Source organism: Sphingomonas sp. GW821-FHT12D09 (assembly GCF_058807215.1).
Genome location: NZ_JBXAQL010000001.1, coordinates 644,744 through 661,583, shown reverse-complemented (window position 1 = coordinate 661,583; position 16,840 = coordinate 644,744). Strand labels below are relative to the sequence as shown.

Annotated in this window: 7 protein-coding genes; 5 read left to right on the top strand and 2 right to left on the bottom strand. The window is 66.7% G+C overall.

The genetic code is table 11. The annotated features are described in order from the left end of the window. Positions 1 to 54: 54 nt before the first annotated feature. Entirely contained in the window at positions 55 to 9,129 is a 9,075-nt protein-coding gene (locus tag AC1RPL_RS03160) for an autotransporter-associated beta strand repeat-containing protein (protein WP_493067799.1), read from the bottom strand. A gap of 524 nt (positions 9,130 to 9,653) precedes the next feature. Continuing rightward, on the bottom strand, positions 9,654 to 12,845 hold the full coding sequence (locus AC1RPL_RS03155; protein ID WP_493069073.1) for a DEAD/DEAH box helicase: 3,192 nt from the start codon (positions 12,843 to 12,845) through the stop codon (positions 9,654 to 9,656). A gap of 207 nt (positions 12,846 to 13,052) precedes the next feature. On the opposite strand from AC1RPL_RS03155, the gene gntA reads away from it, so the two are divergent. The 5 genes from gntA to AC1RPL_RS03130 all read left to right on the top strand — a co-directional run bounded on the left by gntA (position 13,053) and on the right by AC1RPL_RS03130 (position 16,727). Further along, on the top strand, positions 13,053 to 13,748 hold the full coding sequence (gntA, locus tag AC1RPL_RS03150; protein WP_493067798.1) for a guanitoxin biosynthesis heme-dependent pre-guanitoxin N-hydroxylase GntA: 696 nt from the start codon (positions 13,053 to 13,055) through the stop codon (positions 13,746 to 13,748). Next, entirely contained in the window at positions 13,738 to 14,319 is a 582-nt protein-coding gene (locus tag AC1RPL_RS03145; RefSeq protein WP_493067797.1) for a DUF1989 domain-containing protein, read from the top strand. The genes gntA and AC1RPL_RS03145 overlap by 11 nt, the downstream gene beginning before the upstream one ends. Before the next feature lie 693 nt (positions 14,320 to 15,012). Beyond that, positions 15,013 to 15,318, top strand: coding sequence for a hypothetical protein (locus AC1RPL_RS03140; protein WP_493067796.1), 306 nt, complete (start codon positions 15,013 to 15,015; stop codon positions 15,316 to 15,318). 25 nt (positions 15,319 to 15,343) lie between these two features. Continuing rightward, positions 15,344 to 15,973: a hypothetical protein gene (locus AC1RPL_RS03135; protein WP_493067795.1), complete on the top strand. Its 630-nt coding sequence runs from the start codon at positions 15,344 to 15,346 to the stop codon at positions 15,971 to 15,973. Between the two features lie 100 nt (positions 15,974 to 16,073). Then, on the top strand, positions 16,074 to 16,727 hold the full coding sequence (locus AC1RPL_RS03130; RefSeq protein WP_493067794.1) for a Rossmann-fold NAD(P)-binding domain-containing protein: 654 nt from the start codon (positions 16,074 to 16,076) through the stop codon (positions 16,725 to 16,727). The last annotated feature ends 113 nt before the right edge of the window (positions 16,728 to 16,840 follow it).

The following is a 16,840-nucleotide window of genomic DNA, read 5'->3' as shown; positions in this document are numbered from 1 at the left end:
CGCTCTCCTAGCCGGTTGAAACACTCTTGAAAGGAGGCCGGCCGCGCCCGTGACTCAGAACCTCAAGCTGAGTGTCGCGCGCGCGCCATGTTCGCGGGCATTGCCGCCCAGCACGCCGCTATAGCCAAGGCGCAGGCTCATCGTGTCGCTGAGGTCCGCGGTGAGGTTGAGGTCGGCCGCCGCCGCGAACCGGTCGATCGCCGCCGAATGGACGTTAAATCCCAGCGTGGGCGCCGCCGCCAGCGCAATGACCGGATTGACGGTGCGGTCACCAAAGGCAGCGCGCAGGCCGATATTGCCGCCCAGCCGGATCCCGCCCTTGTCTCCGCCGACCAGCGGGAGCTCGCCGCGCATGCCCAGCTCAGCGATGCCGAGGACAGTCTTCTGGCGTTTGACCATCAGCGCCACCGGTCCCGGGTTCTCGGCGAAGCGGCCGAAGCTGACCCTGCTGACGCTGCCGGCGAGATAGGGCTCAACGAAGCCGTGGGTGCCGGCCTCGATCCGATAGCTGAGCTCGGCGAAGGTCTGGAGCATCACGCCGCGCGCTTTGCCGCGCTCGCTGGTGTCGAGCCCCGGCACCGCGATCGTGCGCCGTGCCTTCAGGTCGAGCACCGACAGCGTGGCGCCGGTACGGATGCGCAGGCCGCCGATCGCCGCGCCGGCATAGAAGCCGCCGCCTGTCCGGTCGATCGTCGCGCGGCTGCCGCGGGCGGAGGCGGGCACCGTGATACGGGTATATTGCCCCAGCACGCCGGCGCGCCACGAGCCTTCTTCGGTCGCGTCGCCCGCATCGATGCCCATCAGGAAGCCGGTGCGGTTCACGTCATAACCGGCGACATTGCCGTCGCTGTCGACGCTCCCCCAGCTGCCGATCGCCTGGCCCCAGCTGCCATTGCCGGCAAGGCCGAGATCGGCGGCCTCGGCGAGCCGTCCGATCACCGCTTCACGCACCAGCCGCTCGTCTTCCAGCGCGGCGCGCGTGGCGTCCGCATAGATTTCGCCCGAGAGCTGGTCGAGTGCCGCGGGGATCGCCGCCGGCGCCAGACTGTAGAGCGTGCCGAGCGGCGTCGGGTCATAGCCGCCGGTGACGACGGCGGCGTCCAGTCGCGCAATCGTGCTCGTCTGGTTGTAGGTCAGCGGCACGCCGGTGCCGAGCACGGCGGAGAGCTGGTTGGGCGCGAGGAGCAACTGCACCTCGTTCGCCGTGTAAATGATCTTCGGGCGATAGGCCAAGCCGAAGCTGGCAAGGTTGGTGGTAGCGAAGGTGCCGCTCACCCCGCCGTCGGCATGGAGCAGCACGAAGGTGCTGTTGATGCCGTAATTGCCGCCTAGGTTGATGACCTGCAGCGTGCCGGCCAGCTGCGCCGTGCCGGTGGCCTGGATCCGGTCCGCGCCGCTGGCCTGAACCTCGGCGAGGTAAAGCGAGCCGGTCATGAACTGGAAATTGCCGGCGACGTTGAAGGTGCCCACGCTGTTGCCCGGCGCGATCGTCGCGCCGCTCTGCAGGATGACGCCGCCCGCCGTGCCGGTGCCGCTCAGCGTCGCGCCGTTGCTAACCGTGATGACCGAGCGCGACAACAGGCCGTTGAGCGCTAGGCCGCCGGCGATCACATTGGTCGCGCCGGTGAAGGTCGCGTTGTTGCCGGTGACGCTCAGCGTGCCGATTCCGGTCTTGTCGAACAGGCCGGCGCCGGAGAGGCTGCCGGCATAGGTCCCAGCGCCCGCCTGGGCGAACTCCAGCGCACCGTCGATCCGGATATTGCCCTGGAGCGACGCGGTGTCGCCGCGCAGGCGGCCGGTCGAGACGAGTGTGCCGCCGGAATAGCTGTTGGCGCCGGTCAGCGTGGTGGTGCCGGTGCCCGCCTGGACGAAGCCGCCGGTGCCCGACATTGCATTGGCAAGCGTCACCGCGTCGCTGCGGCTGATCGCGAGGACGCCATTGTTGGCGACCGCACCCGAAAGCGAGCCGGTGGTCGCGCCATTGCCGATCTGGAGCGTGCCGCCCGCGATCGTCGTGCCGCCGGTATACGTCGCCGCCCCGGTGAGTATCAGCGTGCCGGTGCCGGTCTTGGTCAGGCTGCCGGCGCCCGTGATCGTGCCGCCAAAGGACGAATTGCCGCCCGCCGAACCTACGCTCAGCGCGCCGCTTCCCAGGGTGATCGCACCCGCACCGCTCAGCGCGCCGAGCGACACGCCGAAGCCGGCGAGGTTGAAGCCGCCGCCTGCGCCCTGCTGCAGCGTTGCGACCGTCGCAGTGCCAGTGAAGGTGACAGTGCCGTTGTTGGCGAGTCCCGTGCCGACAGTGCCCGCGAGCGACGCGGCGCCGTTATTGTTCAGCCCGCCGGCGAGCGTGCCGGTGCTGGTGAGCGTGGCGTTGTTCTGCACGGCTCCGGTTACGGTGCCGCTGTTGGTGAAGGTCCCGTCGTTCTGCACCGCGCCGGTCACGGTGCCGGCATTGGCGAAGCTCGCCTGGTTGGCCACGCTGCCGGTGATCGAGCCGCCGGCGAGCAGGTTGAGCGCGCCAGCCGAGACCGTGGTGGTGCCGGTATAGCCGTTCACCCCGCCCAGGCTGAGCGTGCCGGTGCCGGTCTTGGTCAGGCCGCCGGTGCCCGAGATAGAAGCGTTGATGGTGGCGCCCAGGCCGGTGGAGACATCGACCACCGAGAAGCCGCCCGTCGTCGCCAACCCGTCCGCCGCGGTCGTCCCCGTGATCGTATACCCGCCTGTGGTGAAGCGCAGCTCCTGGAAGGCCTGGGCTCCCTGCACGGTCACCGCGCCGCCCGAGGCGCCGCCGAACACTGCGACCTGGCTGCGCCAGCTGCCGTTGACGCCATAGCCGGTCGGTGCGGTCCAGTTGGTGCTGGTGCCGCTCCAGTTGCCCGAGCCTCCATCGCCGCCCGTGGCTGTGGATCCGCCGGCCAGGTCGCTGCCATCCCAATATTGGATCGACTGCGGACTGCTGGCGAACAGGATGTTCACCTGCCCGCCGATATTGGTGCGCAGCGTGGCGGCATAGCCGGCGGGCAAGCCGCCCATTGCCAGCCCGTTATCCGTGAGCGAGCCGCCATAGTTGAACAGCCTGTAATAGCCCTCGCCGAAGCCGGCGAGCGCGGTCACGTTGAGCGTGCCGTCGAGCGTCAGATTGCCGCCGACATTGACCAGATCGTTCACGCTGCCGCCAACCACGCCGGACTGGCTCAGTTCATAGTTGAGGGTGGTGGCCGCGCTCAGCGTCAGATTGCCGGCGATGTCGAGGGTGCCGGGGCTGTTGCCCGGATTGAGCGAGGCACTGCCGAAGCTGACATTGCCATGGAAGGTGCCGCTGCCACCGAGCATGCCACCGTTGAGCGTCAGGTTCGCATCGTTGGCGACCACATCACCGAAATCGCCGTTCAGCGCGAGCCGGCCGCTGTTGACCGTCACGGTGCCCGTGAAGTTCTGCGTTGCGCTATTCGAGGCCGACAGGGTCAAAGTGGCGCCCGCGGCGACGTTCACGCCGATCTGGCCATTGCCCGAGATCACGCCCGCATGGGTGTAATTGCCGCCATTGGCGAAGTTGAGCGTCGAGCCTGCGGATTCGAGCGTCACCTCGCCGCTTCCCAGCGTTCCTCCTGCGATATTGAGCGTCGCACCGGTGCCGATCGCCGTCGCGCCATAGCTGTTGGCGCTGCCCAGCGTGAAGCTCGCCGTGCCTGCGCCCGAAACCGCGAAGCGGACATCGCCGCCACTGATCGCGCCGTTCAGCACGGTGCTCGATCCGCCAACGCCTTCGAGCGTGGCGGCGCCGGCGCTCACCGTAATGGCGTTCGCCAGCGCCGACGCGCCGCCTTGGTTGCGCAGCGCAGTGCCGTCGGCGAGCTGCACCTGGCCGCTGCCCAGCGCGGAGCCGTTGTCGAAGCCCAGCGTGCCGGCATGGACCTGCGTACCACCGCCATAGCTGTTGGTGCCGGTCAGGCTCAGCAGGGCGCTCCCCGATTTGATGACGATGCCGGTATTGCCGGTGATCATATTGCCGAAGCTACGGTCAGCCATGCCGTCAAAGGCGAGCGTGCCGCTGTTCGAAATTGCGCCGCCGCCGATCGTCGCGCCGTCGGCAAGCATCAGCGTGCCGCCGGTGATCACGGTATTGCCGCCATAGTTGCTGGCGCCGACCAGCGTCAGCGTGCCCGTGCCGGCCTTGGTCAGCCCGCCGCTGCCCGATATCTCACCATCGAACGAAGCGGCAAGGGCGTTGTCCACGGTAAGCGTGGCGTTCCCCAACTGGATCGTGCCCGCACCGCTGAGCCCACCGACCGTCGTGCTGAAGCCGCCGAGATCGAACAGTGCGCCCTGTACGCCCTGATAATTGGTGATCCCGGTGACCGCCGCCGTGAGCGTTACCGTCGCACCAACCTGGAAGTTGCCGATCTCACCATTGACCTGGTTCTCGACCAGGGCGGTGGAGAAGTTGCTGATCGAACCGTTGATGATCCCGGTGCTGATGAAGTTGGCGAAGGTCTGGACGTTGCCGTTGATCACGCCGGTGCTGTAATTTGTCGCGGTGCCGCCGTGCGACTGCAGCGAACCCATCGTTCCGTAATTGTCGAGGGTGCTGAAATTCTGGACGTTACCGTCGATCACGCCGGTGGCGTTGTTGGTCAGGGTGCTGAAGGCCTGGAAATTGGAATAGGCAGTGATCGTGCCGCTATTCTCGATCGTCGATAAATTCTGGATCAGGTCCGCGCTCAGGCTGCCGGTGCCGCCGATCTGCAGCGTGCCGGCATTGACCTGTGCGAAGGAGCTCGAGACGCCGCCGCCATTGCCCAGGACGATGGAGCCACTCACGGTCAGCGTGCCGCTGCCGTTCTTGGTGAAGGTGGACGTGCCGCCGTCAGCGCCCGTCACCGTGCCGCCGAAGATCGTCGAGCTGTTGTTGTAGCCGATGTCGAGCCGCCCGCCGGCGAGGATCACGGCGCCCGTGCCGGCGAGCGAGCCGATATGGGTCGAGAAGCCGTTGAGGTCGAGCGCGGCGCCGGACGAAATGGTGAGGGCGGTCGGATCAGTCAGCGCGTCGTCGATGCCCAGCCGCAGCGTGCCCGCGGCGATATCGGTCGCACCGCTATAGGCGTTGGCCGCCGAGAGAATCAGCGTGCCGGTGCCGATCTTGTCGATGCCGGCGCCGCCCTGGATCACCACGCCGATATCGGCGGTGACGCCGCTCGCGACGTCGACGATCGAGAAGCCGCCGGTCGTGTTCAGCCGTGCGTTGCTATCGATCGGGCTCAGCACATAGCCGTCGGTCTCGAAGCGTAGTTCCTCGAAGCTCTGTGTGCCGTCCACGGTGACGGTGCCGCCGGCGCTGCCCGCGAACACACCGACCTGGCTTTCCCAGCTGTCATTGATCGCGTAGCCGGTCGGGCCGGTCCAGTTGGCGCTGCTGCCGCTCCAGGTGCCCGCGCCGCCGGCGACGCCGGTGGTCGTGCCCATGTCGGCGCCATCCCAGTACTGGATGGCCTGCGAGCCGCCCAGGCGCAGGTTCACCTGCCCCCCGATATTGGTGAGCACCTGCGCCGACAGGCCGTCGGCGATTGAGCCGATGTCGAGACCGTTGTCGGTCAGCGACCCGCCATAGTTGAACAGGCGGTAATAGCCCGGGCCATAGTCGGCGCCGGAAGCGGTGGTGTTGAGCGTGCCGTCGAGCGTCAGATTGCCGCCGACAGTGACCAGGTCGTTGCTGGCACCGCCCACCGTGCCTGGCGCGCCGAACTCGTAATTGAGGATGGTGGCACCGCCGAGCGTCAGGTTTCCGGCGATGGCGAGCGTGCCTGGGCTGTTGCCGGGATTGAGCGCGGCATTGCCGATGGCCACGCTGCCATGGAAGGTGCCGCTGCCGCCCAGCGTGCCGCCATCGAGCGTCATCGTTGCGGCGTTGGCCACCACGTCGCCGAAATTGCCGTTAATCGCCAGCCGGCCGCTCATCACTTCGACGGATCCGGTGAAGCTGGCGGTGCCGGTGTTCGATCCGTTCAGGGTCACGCTCGCAAGCGGATCCGCTTCGATGCTGACGATCCCCTCGCCGGAAATCGTGCCGGCATAGCTGTAATCGGCGGCGTTCTGGAAGACGAGCGCGGCCGGGAGGCCCGGGTCGGACGGCGTGGCGTCGAACACGACATCGCCGGTGCCCAGCGTGCCATCATGGACGATCACCGCGGTATTGGCGCCGATCAACGTCCTGTCATAGCTGTTCGCGCCATTGAGCTGGAATGCGCTGCCATAGGTGGGCGTGGTTTCGCTGTTGATGAAGTGGACGTCGCCACCGCTGATCGCGCCGTTCAGGTTCACATTGGCATCGGCGCCGTCGATCGTCGCAATGCCGCCGAGCGCGATCTGGATCGCGTTGTCGACGTTGAGGTCGAAGCAGCCGCACGATGCGTTCTGAAGCGTGGTGCCGTTGGCGAGCCGGATGATGCCGGCGCCGGCCGCGCCGTCGCTGACCAGCGCGAGCGTGCCCTGGTCGACGTTGATGTCGCCGCTGCCGGTGCTGGAGCCGAAGGCGTTGACGAGGACCAGCATGCCCGAGCCGGTCTTGGTGAGCGCGCCCTGGAAATCGAGGTCGCCGAGCAGCGCGATGAAATGCGAGCCGGTGTCGATCGTGGCGCCGCCGGAGAGGATCGTCATATAGAGCGCGTTGACATCGTCCAGCGCGGTGAGCTGCGCGCCGTTGTCGATCTCGATCGCGCCGAATCCGAGCCCGGTCTGGGTGGTGGCTACCGTGCCGGCGAGGATCGAGATCACGCCCCCATAGCCACTATTGTCGCCGCTCAGCGTCAAGGTGCCGGCGCCAAGCTTGGTGACTAGGCCGTTGCCGGCGATGTCGTCCGCGACCGCGATGTCGTCCGAACGATTAAAGACCAGCGTGCCGCCGCCCATGACGATCTGGCCGCTGCCGAGCGACCCGGTAGTGCCGCCGGTGCCTACCTGCACGGTGCCGCCAGGATTTTGGAGGATCGTGCCGCCGGCATAGTTGTTGTTCGCGGTGAGGATCAGCGTGCCGCTGCCGAACTGACCGAGGAAACCGCCGCCGGTCACCGCGGTGGCGAGCGTCACCGTGTCCGAGCGGTTGAAGGCGAGCATGCCGAGCGCATCGACGGTGATCGTGCCGGAGCCGAGCGTGCCGGTAGTGCCGCCATTGCCGACCATCAGCGTCGCGCCGCCGGCGACATGCGTAGTGCCATAGCTGTTGGTGCCGGTGAGATAGGTGGTGCCCCCGCCGATGGTGTCGGTGAAGGCCAGGTTGCCGCCGGTGATATTGCCGGCGAGCACCGTCTCGTAGCCGTCGGTGTCGATCGTCGCTGTGCCGCCCGAGGCAATCTGGATCGCGTTGGCAAGCGTGAGTGTCGTGCAGCCGCACGATGCGTTAAGGAGCGTCGTGCCGTTCGCCAGCTGGATCGCCCCGGTGCCCGCGGCGCCGTCTAAGGCAAGTCCAAGCGTGCCCGCAGTGACGATTGTCGCCCCGGTGTAGCTGTTGGCCGCGCTCAGGATCAGCGTGCCCGTGCCGATCTTCTCGATCCCGTGCGTGCCTGCGCTCGACGAGATCGCTCCGCTCTGCGTCGCCACGCCCGTGCCGAGCACGTCGAGCCTGGTCGGGTCGGCCGAAAGCAGGATCGCTGCGGCGCTGGTAACATTGTCGGCATAGTCGATCACGGCGCCGGAACTGGTGATCGTGTTGCCCGATCCGCCTGCCGCGCCGCTCTCGCCGATCACCAGCCGGCCGGAGAGGGCGATGCCGCCCGTCAGGTTGTTGTTGCCTAACAGGGTCAGGGTGCTCGTGCTGCCAACGCTGAGGGGAAGGTTGGAGGTGATCGCGCCGCCGGCGCTGCCGAAGGTCACCGACGCGCCGGGACTGATGGCCAGCGCGCCGCTGCCGGACGCGCTGACGGTGCCGGTTCCAGTGATTGCGCGGCTCAGATTGACGGTCTGGCTGCCGATGTCGAGCGTGCCGCCGTTGAGCGTGACGCTGCCCGTGCCCATCGCATTGGCGCTCCCCATGGTGAGCGTGCCGCCGCGGATCTCCGTGCCCCCGGCATAGCTGTTGTTGCCGCTTAGCGTCAGGTTGCCGATGCTGCTTTTGATCAGCCTGCCCACGCCCAAGATGTCGTTCGACAGCGTCTGGTTGTTGCCCTGCACGAATTCGAGGCTGGTGCCGGCGATCTCGATGCCACCGACCAGGCCCCAGCCGCTGGCAAGCGCGATCTGGTTGGTGCCTCCCAGTCGCATCGCCAGGGCACGGGTGACGCCGTCGCCGCCCAGACCACCGCCTACAGTGGCGTGGAGAACGATGGCCACGTTGCTGCCGATAAGGCCGATACCGCCGGCGCCGTTGCTGCCATTGGCGCAGCAGCCGGAGGCGACGAAGTTGCCCGCGGTGCCGCCATTGCCGCCGGTGACCGCGCCGCTGATCGAGACCGTGGCGCCGGTGCCGGTGAGCAGCAGGCCGATGCCACCGTCGCCACCGCTGCCGCCGTAGAAATAGCCATAGCCGCCATTGCCGCCATTGCCGCCGGTGATCGCATTGTTGAAGAAGATCGTGCCGGTGCCAGTCGTCACTGCGCCATAGCCGCCCGCGCCGCCCCCACCACCATCGCCGTCGCTCGAGCCGCCGCCATTGCCGCCATTGCCGCCAGTAACTGCGGTGCCCGGCCCGCCGGAGAGTACCGCGCCGTGTGCGCCGCCGCCGCCGCCGCTTGCCCGGCTGCCGATCCCGCCACCGACACCGTCGCCGCCCGATGCGCCCGCCGTCGCGCCGCCGGCGCCGCCGGGGCTGCCGTCGGAGGCGTTGCCGCCGGCCCCTCCGGTCGCGCCAGCGCCGCCGCCGCCCGCACCCTCATAGCTTTCGCTGGTGGCGCCGCCCACGCCGCCCGCGCCGCTGGTGCTGCTCGTGCCGCCCGCCGGTGATCCGCCGGAATTGCCCTGTCCGCCGCGCCCGCCATGCGTGTCCTGCGCTGCTGCGGGGGTTGCGAGGAGGATCGTCGCGGCCAGGCTCCCGATCAGCGCGGTCGCCGCACGATGGCGGCCGATCATCCGCCTGAGACCATGCGAACGACCATTGGCCGTGCAGAGAACAGCGGACGACTTGGCAGTACCGACCATGTAGAATCCCCCTTGATTCGACACAAAACGCATCGCGAAACTAAGTCAATATACATTGGGGTGATACCGCGCTTGGCCCAAGGCGTGCCTTGGAAAACCGGCCAAGCCAGCTGGCGACGGTTTGCTTTCCGACGGAAGGGCCAAAAAAAGGCAACCAGTGAGCTGCGCTTGCTCACTCAGGGACTTGACCGCGATCATGTCCATCTTGTCCGACTGGATGAGGAGCTGCATCGATTTCTGATTTTTCTGCCATGATATGTCCTTGTTCCCGGCACGGCGATGATTGGGCGGTGCCCCGGGCCAGATAGCCGTGACAGGACGAGATCGTGCAGGTCCGGGCCGGGATGGTCGGAATTGACCACGAACCGATGCGCCCGGATATCCGCCAGGAGAGCCGGTCCTGGCGTGCGAGGGTCTTAACGGCCGATAGTCCGGGATCGCTCTTGGATACGGCGCCCGGGCGCAGCGGCGGACAACGTGGCCATTAGAAGGCGCGGTTGCCAGCCGTTCGCCCCGGTTCGTCGTCAATCGGGACCGCCGCTCCCCAGTTCTTCGAGCAGGTAGCGAACCCGATCCAGGCGCGCGTCCGCGTCCTCGATCCGCTCCGCTAGAACAAGGCGGCCATTACGGTCCTCGAGCGAGGTTCCGACCGTTGCGATATTCGTGCCGGCGCGTGGGGTGAGCGCAATCGCGGCCGGCCCCGCATCGACCCGCGCGATCCCAACATCGCGCGCCAATAGCCTTGCCCTCGTGAGGTTGAGGAGTTGCCGCGCTTCATCCGGCGCAATACCAAACCGATCCTCTATCTCGAACTCGAACGCGTTCAGGGTCGCGCCGTCGATCAGGCGCGCCAACCGCCCGTATAGGCCGATCCGAGTATCGATCTCCGGTATCCAACTCTCGGGGAGCCGGCCCGCGACGCCGAGATGGAGCTCGGGTGTCCAATTGTCGACCGTCTCACCGCTTGCGGTGCGGAGCGCACTGCCGAGCAAATGCTGGTACAGGTCGACACCGATCAACTTCATATGTCCGATTTGCGCGTCGCCCAACAGGTCGCCGGCACCGCGCATGTCGAGATCGCGGGCGCTGATCGCAAAGCCCGCGCCCAGTCGGTCGAATGCCTGGAGCGTGCGCAGGCGTTTCAGGGTTGCCTCGGCGATGGTGGCATCGGGATCGGTCAGCAGCAGGATTTGTCCTCGGCGGCTGCCGCGTCCGACGCGACCGCGCAACTGGTGCAGTTGGGATAGCCCGAAGCGGTCGGCGCGCCAGACGATCATCGTGTTCGCGCGCGGAACGTCCAGCCCCGCTTCGATGATGTTCGTGGCAAGGAGCACATCGCCGCCTCCGCTCGCGAATGCGACCATTTCCTCATCGATTTCACCGGCGGGCATCTTGCCGTGCGCCTGAACGAGGCGAAGGTCCGGCACCAGCGCTGCCAGCTTCTCCGCCATCTGCGCCATGTCCTCGATCCGCGAGACCACCACGAAGCTTTGCCCGCCTCGGCCCTTTTCTCGCATCAATGCCGTACGGACGGTCGCCGGCTCAAATCCGCCAATGCTGGTACGGATCGGCTGACGGCGTGCCGGCGGCGTGGCGATTACCGACACCTGCTGCAAGCCGACCAGCGCGGTCTGCAGCGTGCGCGGGATCGGCGTCGCCGTGAGGGTGAGGATGTGGCAATCGGCCGACAGGCCGCGTAGCTTCGCCTTGTCGGCGGCGCCAAAGCGCTGCTCCTCGTCAATCACGACAAGCGCAAGGTCGCTATATTCGGCACCGGCCACCGCGCCGGTGCCGATGACGATATGGACCGAGCCGTCGGCCAGCCCGGCCTTGACTGCCTTTTTCTCCGCCGCGCTCGACAAGCGCGAGAGGCCGGCAACGACGATGGCCGTGCCGTCGAAGCGGCGGCGGAAGCTCTCCAGATGCTGGCGGACCAGCACTGTCGTGGGCGCGGCGACGATCGCCTGCTTTCCCGCCAACGCCGCAAGCGCGACCGCGCGCATCGCAACCTCGGTCTTGCCATAGCCGACATCGCCGACGACGAGGCGGTCCATCGGCTTGCCGGACGCCAGCTCGTCGCGCACTGCGGCGATCGCGCGCGCCTGATCGGGCGTCTCGGTGAAGGGAAAGCCGGACGAGAACCGCTCATAGGCGGCCGCTTCGGGGGCAAGCATGGGCGCCGATCGTCCGTCGCGCTCCGCTGCGAGGGCAGTCAGCCCGCGTGCGCTTTCAGCAATGGCGAGATCGATCGCGCCGCGGCGTTTCTCCCAGCTCGAGCCATCGAGCTTGTCGAGCGTCACTGCATCGGCGTCGGCGCCATAGCGCCACAAGCGATCGGCATCGCCCACCGGCATCATGCGGCGTGCGCCGCCGGCATATTCGAGCACCAGCGCATCGCCCAGATCCTCGCCATCGGCTTCCATCGGTTCCAGTCCCACGACGATGCCGATACCAAAGTCCTCGTGCACGACGACGTCGCCGAGGCGGATCTCACCGCCTTGGTGGCGCAGCATGTCCAAGTTGCCGCGCGACACATCCGTCACGATCGCACGGCTCCCAAACAGATCGCCGGCAGATACAGCGAGCACGCCTGGAGCGGTCCACCCGCGTTCGACGGGCATTTCCAGTAACGCGCAGGTGCCCGACGGCACCGTTTCGAAGTCGCACCACTGCGACAGCACCACCGGGGCATGCCCCAGCGCCTTGGTGAGGCGCGAATTCAGGAAGCGCAGGTCACGTGGAGCGCCCAGTACGATGACGCGACCGCCTTCGGCAAACGTCGCTGCGACTGCACGCGCGAAGGTACGCAACGGCACCTTGCCCTCGACGAACCTGGGCGCTTCGGCGATGCCTGCCGCCTCCAGGTCGATGATCGACCGGCCCGAAAGCGCTTTGTCCCAAGCGGTGCGATCTATCACGGGGCCAGCGCGGCCGGTACCGGCCGGATCACGTGCCAGCGCTATGAACCGATCGCGGCGCTTCTCCGCGTCCGGATCGCCGGCAATCGCGGCGCCTGGCAGATGGTCGAACAGGGAGGTATAGTCCTCGCCGAGCGGGGGCTCGGTGACACGGCCGATCTCGAGCGTATCAAGCGTGTTGCTGCCAAGCTGGGTTGCCGGGTCGTACGCGCGGATGGCGACAATCCGCCCATCCTCGATCTCGATGCGCGCTGGGAGCGCCGCATCGGCCGGAAACAAGTCGATTACCTGTCCGCGAACCGCCATCTCCCCAGGTTCGTCTACGCGGTCGTCGGGGAAATAGCCGATCTCCTCCAATGTCGCTGTGAGGGCCTCAACGTCGAGCGCTTCGCCGACCGTGAGCGCAGGCGGTGCTGCATCGAATCGGGAAGGCGCGGAGACGACATTCGCCGCAGCTTCCGCAGTGGTAATGAGCGCGATGATGCGCTGGCCGTCGAGGTTCGCTTGGCGCAGGCGGCGCAGCGCGGCCACGCGGCGGCCGACATTGGCGGGTGAGGCGGGTGCGGAATCGCCAGGCAGCGCGTCGCTCGACGGGCAGTGGATCACTTCGGCATGCGGCGCTGCCCGGTGCAGCGCGGCAGCTACGGCCTCCGCCCGCTGTTCGTCCGATGCGACGAACATGACCTGGCCGGCATCGAGCGCCTCCGCCAATATGGCCGCTACCGCGCCAACGGGCACCAGGGCGCGCGTCGCAGCGCTTGCGAGAGACTCACCCGGCTTTGGAATGTCGATGCGCATAGTCCCCCTGGCGCCGGATGCGGCAACTGCCAGCAATCGCGTCTGGCACGGGCGCTCAACAGCGTCGGGAGCGGTTCGTTCCGCTGTGTACGTTCGTCCCGACTTGTCCCCCAACTCCTTGAGCAGCGACCGAAAAATCGTGTTGATCCAGATTATGTGCGCGTTCTTATCGCTGAACTGAGCCTTCCGGCGCGCGTTGGAAGGGGCATGAACAAAGCTTCGAATGACGTCGACCATCCGCTCGCGCTTGCCTTCCAACAATTCGTCAGAGCATCCGACTTTCCGTGCGTCGGTGCGAAATCTGCGCTGGCGAAGCAGCAGATGCGCTTCGTAATCGGGAACGACATCCGCTCGGCATGGGACGACCTGCGAATCATGCCGAGCCTGCTCGACCTTGCACAATCCTATCGCGCCGATCCGATCCTGTTTCAGTCACTGGTCGTGCTGTTCGAGAAAGATGCAGGGCTTGACGAGGTTGGATTTGAGAAGAACCTGTGGGCACGAGTTCAGTCGCTGACCGACAAGGACGAGTGGCTTGGGCAGCAGCCCGACCCGCGTGTCAGCTCGTCGCCCGACGAGCCTCATTTCTCGCTGAGCTTCGGCGGCGAGGCATTCTTCGTCGTTGGGCTGCACCCGCAGGCGAGCCGCCCGGCGCGTCGGTTCGAGCGGCCCGCGCTGGCGTTCAATCTGCACGACCAGTTCGAACAGCTTCGCGAGCAGGGCCGCTACGAGAAGCTGCGCGCGTCGATCATGGATCGTGACATCGCGGCGGCGGGAAGCGAAAATCCCATGCTGGCGCGGCACGGTACGATCTCCGAAGCACGGCAATATAGCGGGCGCGCAGTGGGTCCTGACTGGGTTTGCCCATTCTCGGGCCGTGGGAGGATCCGCGATGCTGCATAGGATCGCACCGCGCTCGGGTGTCGCGTTCGAAGTCGCCAGGGGTCAGACGCTGACGGTCATCGATCCGACAGGGGAGCAGGTCGCCGATCTGCTCGCCTTTCGCCGCGACGATGTGCGCGAGGTGATCTCGTCGGGACGGACGCTCGATTATGCCAGCCGCATCTACCTGACCACCGGCGACAAGCTCTATTCGAACCGGAGCAATGTGCTGCTCGAGATCGTCGAAGACGATGTCGGGCGGCACGACTTCCTGCTTACGCCCTGCTCGAAGGACACCTTCCGGATCATCTATGGCGACACAAATCCGCACCGGGGCTGTTTCGGCAATCTCGCGGCTGCACTGGCGCCCTATGGTGTTGTGCCGGACGACATCCCGATTGCATTCAACTGCTTCATGAACGTGCCCGTGGACGGGACCACCGGCGAGCTGCGCGTCGAACCGCCCTTGAGCAGGGCAGGGGATCGGATCGTCTTCAGAGCGGTCGAGGATCTCGTCATCGGTCTGACGGCATGCTCGGCGCTTCAGTCGAACAACGGGTCGTTCAAGCCGATCGATTATCAGGTTGATTGATCCTCGGGCTGCTGGGCGAAGTCCTTGCCGCATTGTGTCTTCATAAGTGAAGCGACCGGGCATGATGCCGTTCCAGGGAATGCGGCACTGCAACGCTTTTGCATGTGAAACCGCGAAGGTGCGGGCAGGTTCGGTTTGGCATCAGCGATTGAATGGCCGGGGTTTGCCTCGACCGGCATCGCGGGGCTGGACGATCCGAAAACCTCCGTCTCGGCACTCGCTTCCTAGGCAGGCTAGAGACGCGGGTGGCCTATGGTCGGTCGAACAAGGGTGCCTGAACGCCGATGTCGATCTTGCGGAGAGCGCCAAGGATGCCGGTCCGCCCATCGCAACTGGAGCTCGCCTGGATGCTGCGCTTGCCCGGCATGATCGCCGTTCCCAGACGGAAACTGCCGCCTTTGTCCAGGAGAATCGGGCTTTCGCCGAGGTCTTCCTGCCTGCCGAGATCCTCGGTCGTCTCGGCGAGATACTCTCGGTGCGGCCAGGCTGCGTCGCGATCGAGATGCTATAGGCGTGTGTCGGCTGCCGGCGGGCGCGGTGCCCCGATTTATTTCGTGCCGCATGCGTCCGCCTTCGATTTCAAAGGGTTATAGCTCCACAATCCGCCGCATGGGGAACGCGCTCGTCGACTTCGATCGAATGATGGCGCGTGCCCGCCGCCGCGCGGCGCGCTGTCCATCGAAAGGAATCCCCATGAAGCTTTATCTTCTTGCCGTGCTGGCCGCCGCCGTCAGCACTGGCGCGATCGCGCAGGACCGTCAGTCCTCGCCGCATAACCCCGCCATCAAGGACAGCCGCGTCCATGCGGTCGCAACGCCGGCCCGTGGACATAGCTCGTTCACCCAAAGCCAGGCTCGCGGCCGCATCGCCAAGGCAGGGTTCACCAACATCAGCGGTCTTCGCAAGAACGACGATGGCGTCTGGCAGGGCCGCGCGATGAAGCGCCGCCATGCCGTGAAGGTGATGCTCGACTTCAAGGGCAACGTCACTTCGCGCTGATCCACCGCATTCAGGAGTATTGAACATGACCAGGACCATCACACGCCTGTTCGACGATTATTCGGACGCCCAGACCGCGGTTACCGAACTCGAGCGTATCGGCGTTCCCCATGACGATCTCAGCATCGTCGCGAACAATGCCCATGGCACCCATGGCGCTGACCGCGCCGACAATGACGGCATCAACGACAATGGCGATGTCACGCGCGGCGCCTCGGCCGGTGCGGCGATCGGCGGCGTCGGCGGCCTGCTTGCCGGTCTCGGCCTTCTTGCAATTCCTGGACTCGGACCGATCGTTGCCGCGGGTTGGCTTGCATCGACCGCAGCCGGCGTTGCCATTGGCGGCGTCGGCGGCGCGGCGACCGGCGGTATCGTCGGCGCACTGAAGAATGCGGGCCACAGCGATGAGGAAGCCGGCGTCTATGCCGAGGGCGTACGCCGCGGCGGCACGCTCGTCAGCGCGCGGGTCGAGGATGCGCTGGTCGGCGAGACCGAAGCTGTGCTCGACGGCAATCGCGGCGTCAGCGCGGACACGCGCGGCAGCGATTATCGCCAATCGGGCTGGACCAGCTTCGACGAGAAGGCCGAGCCCTATGGCGTCGACCAGATCGACCGCGACCGCGCGGCGTATCAGCGCGAGCCGAGCGCCATCTGATCGCGCGGAGGCCGGCCGTCCTTGGGGTGTCCGGCCTCCCTTGCCATGGCGCGAATAGCAGGCCTTCTATCCTCGCCAACGCCGCCCTAGAAGATCCCTGATGAAGACGTTTCTCCTGGCAGGCGCCACTGGCCTGGTCGGCGCCGCGATGCTGGAGCGCCTGCTGGCGGATGCCAGCGTAACTAGAGTGGCCGCGCCGACGCGGCGGAGGCTTCCCGAGCATCCGAAACTGTTCAATCCGATCGTCGCGATCGATAGGGTCCAGCCCGATGCCGACTGGTGGACGGTCGATGCCGCGCTCTGCGCGATCGGCACGACCCGCGCGCAGACGCCATCGGTTTCCGCCTACCGTGCCATCGACCACGACTTTCCGCTCGCCATCGCGCGCCTCGTCCGTGAACGCGGCGCGACCCGTTTCGGATTGGTTTCCTCGGCGGGAGCGAATGCGCGGTCGACCTTTCGCTACACGTGCACCAAGGGCGAGCTGGAAGATGCCATCGATGGCCTCGGCTTCGCTTCGTTGACGATCGCGCGCCCGGGCTTTCTCGGGGGAGATCGCAGCGGGCATCGTCCGATGGAGCAGGGGATCGCTACATTGTTGCGCATCGCCGCGCCAATCCTGCCAGCAAGCGCCCGCATCAACCCGGCGTCGATCGTCGCCGCGCTGCTGGTCGACGCGACGTTCCAAGGCATGCCGGGCAAGCGCATCATCGGTTCCGCCGAGATCGCGCGCGCAGCCAAAGGCGGGTGCTGATGCCGCGCAATCCCTATTATCAAGGACCCGTCACCGACCATTTCGACGGACTGCGCTTCTTCAATCCCGGTGAACCCGATACCGACCGCTCTCTCGGCGGATATGCTGCGCTG

Bases quoted from the DNA above. Each gene is read 5' to 3' on its own strand.
- gntA (WP_493067798.1), top strand. From the start codon at position 13,053: ATGAACAAAGCTTCGAATGACGTCGACCATCCGCTCGCGCTTGCCTTC.
- AC1RPL_RS03130 (WP_493067794.1), top strand. From the start codon at position 16,074: ATGAAGACGTTTCTCCTGGCAGGCGCCACTGGCCTGGTCGGCGCCGCG.
- AC1RPL_RS03140 (WP_493067796.1), top strand. From the start codon at position 15,013: ATGAAGCTTTATCTTCTTGCCGTGCTGGCCGCCGCCGTCAGCACTGGC.
- AC1RPL_RS03145 (WP_493067797.1), top strand. From the start codon at position 13,738: ATGCTGCATAGGATCGCACCGCGCTCGGGTGTCGCGTTCGAAGTCGCC.
- AC1RPL_RS03155 (WP_493069073.1), bottom strand. From the start codon at position 12,845: ATGCGCATCGACATTCCAAAGCCGGGTGAGTCTCTCGCAAGCGCTGCG.
- AC1RPL_RS03160 (WP_493067799.1), bottom strand. From the start codon at position 9,129: ATGGTCGGTACTGCCAAGTCGTCCGCTGTTCTCTGCACGGCCAATGGT.
- AC1RPL_RS03135 (WP_493067795.1), top strand. From the start codon at position 15,344: ATGACCAGGACCATCACACGCCTGTTCGACGATTATTCGGACGCCCAG.